This window comes from Myxococcus sp. AM011 (assembly GCF_013372595.1).
Taxonomy (GTDB): domain Bacteria; phylum Myxococcota; class Myxococcia; order Myxococcales; family Myxococcaceae; genus Myxococcus; species Myxococcus eversor.
This window is the reverse complement of sequence record NZ_JABXEM010000459.1, coordinates 1-4,115: the sequence shown is the minus strand read 5'-3', so window position 1 is coordinate 4,115 and position 4,115 is coordinate 1. Positions and strand designations below refer to the sequence as shown.

General features: G+C 69.1%; 4 protein-coding genes and 1 pseudogene. All 5 read left to right on the top strand.

What is annotated here, in order from left to right:
- Positions 1–712, top strand: a pseudogene (locus HUW62_RS45990) (serine/threonine protein kinase); the annotation flags it as partial.
- Between the two features lie 60 nt (positions 713–772).
- Entirely contained in the window at positions 773–1,576 is an 804-nt protein-coding gene (locus HUW62_RS45985; RefSeq protein ID WP_255204016.1) for a hypothetical protein, read from the top strand.
- 15 nt (positions 1,577–1,591) lie between these two features.
- On the top strand, positions 1,592–2,416 hold the full coding sequence (locus HUW62_RS45980; RefSeq protein ID WP_163870355.1) for a hypothetical protein: 825 nt from the start codon (positions 1,592–1,594) through the stop codon (positions 2,414–2,416).
- Positions 2,417–2,567: 151 nt separating this feature from the next.
- The gene (locus HUW62_RS45975; protein WP_176438052.1) at positions 2,568–3,035 is read left to right on the top strand and encodes a nucleoside deaminase; all 468 of its coding nucleotides are present in this window, start codon (positions 2,568–2,570) and stop codon (positions 3,033–3,035) included.
- A gap of 62 nt (positions 3,036–3,097) precedes the next feature.
- On the top strand, positions 3,098–4,115 hold a 1,018-nt coding region (locus tag HUW62_RS45970), incomplete at its 3' end, for a hypothetical protein (protein WP_176438051.1).

Sequence of the window (4,115 nt, the reverse complement as noted above, 5' to 3'; positions counted from 1 at the left end):
GTCCCCCACCCTGCAGCCCGGCGCTGTCCAGCCCGCGAGCGCCGCCGCAGTGGTCCACCCGGTGGCGACGCCTCCCGCGCCGGCCCCCAAGAGCCGCGCGCCGGTCGCCGCGCTCGTCGTGGCCGCGCTCGTCGTCGTGGCCGGAGGCGGCTGGTGGTTCACCCGTCCCCAGCCCACCACGTCGACCGGAGGCACCACGCCCCCGCCGGGACAGCCCGTCGCCACGGGCAACCAGGGCACCACTCCCCCGCAGAACGCCACGGGCACGCAGGGAAGCACGGGCACCCCTCCGACCGTCGTCGCCACCGGCAACCAGGGCACCACGGGGGCGCCTCCGTCCACCGGAACGCCGACGCCGGTGGACCCGCCTCCGGACGACCCCAGCGGTGTGGCGGCGAAGAACCCGCCCCCCTCCACGCGTCCTTCCACCCGACCCGAGCCTTCCGAAAAGCTCTCTGACGAGGTGCGGCAGCTTTTGGCGGACGCGGAGCGTGCTTTAAACGGGGGGGACACCCTGGAGGCCATCCGTCTGGCGCGCAGCAGCCAGCGGCGGGAACCCAAGGTCATCCCTCTGGCGTCTTATTCGCTGCTCACCCGGGCTTTCTGCCGGCAGGGAGACCTGAGCAACGCCAAGGCCCAATGGCCCAAGGTCCCCCGGCTGGAGCAGGCCCGGGTCCGGAAGTATTGCAAGCAGCACGACATCGAGTTCTGACACATGGCGCCGTCCGGATGGGACGGGCCCCTGCCTCATGAGGTGAATCGCTTGAGAAACATGTTCGCGGTATTCGTCACCACGCTGTTGCTGGGGGCCACCTCCAGCCTCGCGGCGTCCCCCGTTGAAGCCGGCAAGGTGTACTCCGGCTCCGAGGGCGAGGAAGTGGCCGTCGTGCCCCTCAGCCCGCGCTCGTCCAAGAAGTACATCCTGCGTGTGCAGGGCACGGGCTCCGAGCTTGACGGCAAGGTGCTGCCCTTCGAGCTCAAGGACTGGAGCACCAACAGCACCGAGCAGCACAACTATGTGACGCAGTGGAAGGGCCGGGGCTACACGGTGCTGTACATGCGCAACTCCAGCTACGAGCTGAACGTGCCGGGGCGCGCCAAGGAGATTCGCGTCTCCTTCGACGAGAAGCGCACCAAGGCGCTCAACGCGGAGGAGGTCTACAAGCAGCACCAGAAGCAGCAGGCGGACGGCACGCTGGAGAAGCTGATGGCGTTCGACCGCAAGGGCGAGATGGCGCGCCACGACAAGGACTATGGCGCCACGCTCCAGGAGATGAACAACGCCTGTGGCACCTCCGTGGCGGCGAGCATCGACTGGAGCAGCATCACCGACGACCAGCTCAAGGAGCTGAGCATCAGCGGCTACTGTGAGCCCTCGCTCAGCGTCCTCAAGGACCTGTGCACCGTCTCCAATGTCGCCAGGCAGACCGTGAAGGAGAAGGTGAAGCAGGTGAGCTGCCGCCTGGGCGCGAGCCTGGAGCCGAAGTTCGACGCCCAGCGCCTCATCTGGACCACCTCTCGCGACGCCTCCAATCAGGAGACGTTCGCCAAGAAGTTCTACAAGACGAACCTTTAGTCCGAGAGACCTCAGATGAACTTCCAGCGTATCGCCGCCGTGGCGGCGTCACTCGCCTGTAGCGCGTCCTTCGCCGCCGAGACCCTCCAGCCCCCCTGGGGCAAGGAGGAGAACCTGGGCCAGAAGATGATCATGGAGGCCACCACCGTCTGCACCGACGGCAAGGGGCACTATTCCGTCGTGAGTCCCGACGACGATGAGCGCGGTCGGGACGTGCTCTACTACGGCGACGGGAAGACCTTCTTCGAGGTGCCCGCGCTGCCGTACACCTCCGGCACCAACTTCCTGGAGCCGCGCTTCTTCCGCAAGGACTCCAACCCCAACTTCCGGGGCCAGGACTGGCGCGTCGTCTCCGAGGTGGACTACGACCGCAAGGAGAAGACCTGCGCGGTGCGGTGCGGCGAGAAGAACGTGCCGCTCACCATCATGGCGCCTGGCGAGGCCGCGGAGCTGCTGCGCAAGGCCACGTATGCCCCCAGCCCGCAGCAGTTCGCGCCGTATGCGCTGCTGCGCGACACCAAGGGCAACTACTACTTCGTGGACAAGGGCATCCGCACCACGGACCAGAAGAACTACCGCGTCTTCATCGGTCCGCGTGGCGCGCTCAAGCCACAGAAGATGACCAACGTCATCTCCGACTCGGAAGGTGAAATCTTCTCCACCAAGAAGGGCGACCTCCGGCTGGTGTTGGACAAGGCGAAGTCGTCGGTCTGGATTGAGAACACGAAGAAGTCGCTGGAGCTGCGCCAGGTCCCCGTCGAGGAGAACCTGCCGCTCATCTACAACGACCTGGGCGTGTACGAGGGCATCCGCCTGGGCACCCCCTGCGACGACCAGTAACCGCTGAACGTGCCTTGGGGAGCTGGACTCGCATCCAGCCCCCCGGGGACACACGGCGCGGGTCGAGGAGCCGACGTCCCTCCTCCCCGTGGAACCGTGGCGCTGTCCCGGGTGCATCGCTAGGTTGCCGCCCCGAACCGGAGGCTGGCCCATGCGTCCCGAGGAAACCCGATTCCTGCTGCGGTCCATCGAAGCGGCGCGCCGTGCCAGGGCGCGTGGGGACCAACCCTTCGGAGCGGTGCTGGTGGACGCGCAGGGCAACGTGCTGCTGGAGGGCGAGAACACGGTGGCGACGCAGCGGGACTGCACGGGCCACGCGGAGTCCAACCTGATGCGGGACGCGACGAAGCGCTTCGCGCCGGAGGTCCTCGCGGGTTGCACGATGTACGCGAGCACGGAGCCGTGTGCCATGTGCGCGGGCGCCATCTTCTGGGGCGGCGTGCGACGGGTGGTGTTCTCCCTGTCGTCGGTGGAGTTCGCGAAGCGGGTGGGCACGGTCCGGGGTGGGCTCGCCATGTCGTGCCGGGAGGCCTTCGAGCGGGGCAGCAGCCCCACCGAGGTGGAAGGCCCCATCGCCTTGCAGGAGGCACGAGACGTCCACGCGGGAGCCTGGGACTGACTCAAGGGGCCCGTGCCGAGCTTGCGTGGTCCGCGTGGTTGCGGGAGCCTGACGCCGCCGCCGTGAACCTGCCCCGCTACTTCATCCCCCACGCCGCCACGCCACCGGAGCCCGTCCAGTCGGACGCCTCCGAGATTGCGCACGTGGTGGACGCCTTCCGGCTGGACTCGAATCACGTCCTGGAGCCGGAGTGGCTGGTGGGCTTGGATGCGCTGGGCGGACTCCACGTGGTGCCCGCGAGCGAGCGGGGCCTGTTGCCGGCCGCCGCGCGCGCGCAGCTCACGCACCACGAAGTCGCCTCCGGGCGCACGCCTCGGCGCATCGCCGCGTCGGAGCTGTTCTTCTTCTCCATCGAGCTCGTCGAGCATCCCGCGGACGCCGAGGGATTCAACGACCCGGTGTACCTCTACGGGCACCTGTCGGGTCCGTGGCCGGGCACCTCGCCGCAGCGCGTGCCGGGGCAGCTCACGGTGACTCGCGGAGACATGCTCGCGGGGCTGACGCATGGGGCGGCGGACGCGTTCCACTACGCGCAGACGCCGGAGAGCGCCACCGCGCCTCGTGGCTATGTCGCGCTCTTGCCGGGAGACCGACCGGACGTCATCGCGCAGGGACAGGGGTTGGTGCTCGCGTGGCCGTCGGTGCCGCCGGAGCTCCAGATGGGCAATGCCTCCAACGGCCCCATGGTGGCGCGCATGCTCCACGACGTGCTCACCCAACTCCAGGAGGACGCGGGGGCGAACCGTGGACCGGAGGCGCTGGCCCGGATGGAGCTGCCCGTGCCCAGCCGCGCCATGGCCATCGCCGAGTTGGAGCTGCGCGGGTACGAGGTGAAGGGCGACGTGGCCATCCTGCGCCGTCAGCACCCGGGCCTGCTCACGCGCATGGCGGAGTGGCTGCGCGCGGAGAAGGTGAAGATTCCTCCGGAGGCCAGTGCGCCCGCGTTCCTGGAGCTGGCGCGTCAGGCCCTGGCCGCGCTGCCGGGGTGGCCCACGGAAGCGGAGCGTGCGCTTCGCTCGCGAGTCCGCGCGGGCGGTGGCACACCCGTGGTGTCGGCGCCGCGAGTGACGAGCCCCGCGC

Bases quoted from the DNA above. Each gene is read 5' to 3' on its own strand.
- HUW62_RS45975 (WP_176438052.1), top strand. From the start codon at position 2,568: ATGCGTCCCGAGGAAACCCGATTCCTGCTGCGGTCCATCGAAGCGGCG.
- HUW62_RS45985 (WP_255204016.1), top strand. From the start codon at position 773: ATGTTCGCGGTATTCGTCACCACGCTGTTGCTGGGGGCCACCTCCAGC.
- HUW62_RS45980 (WP_163870355.1), top strand. From the start codon at position 1,592: ATGAACTTCCAGCGTATCGCCGCCGTGGCGGCGTCACTCGCCTGTAGC.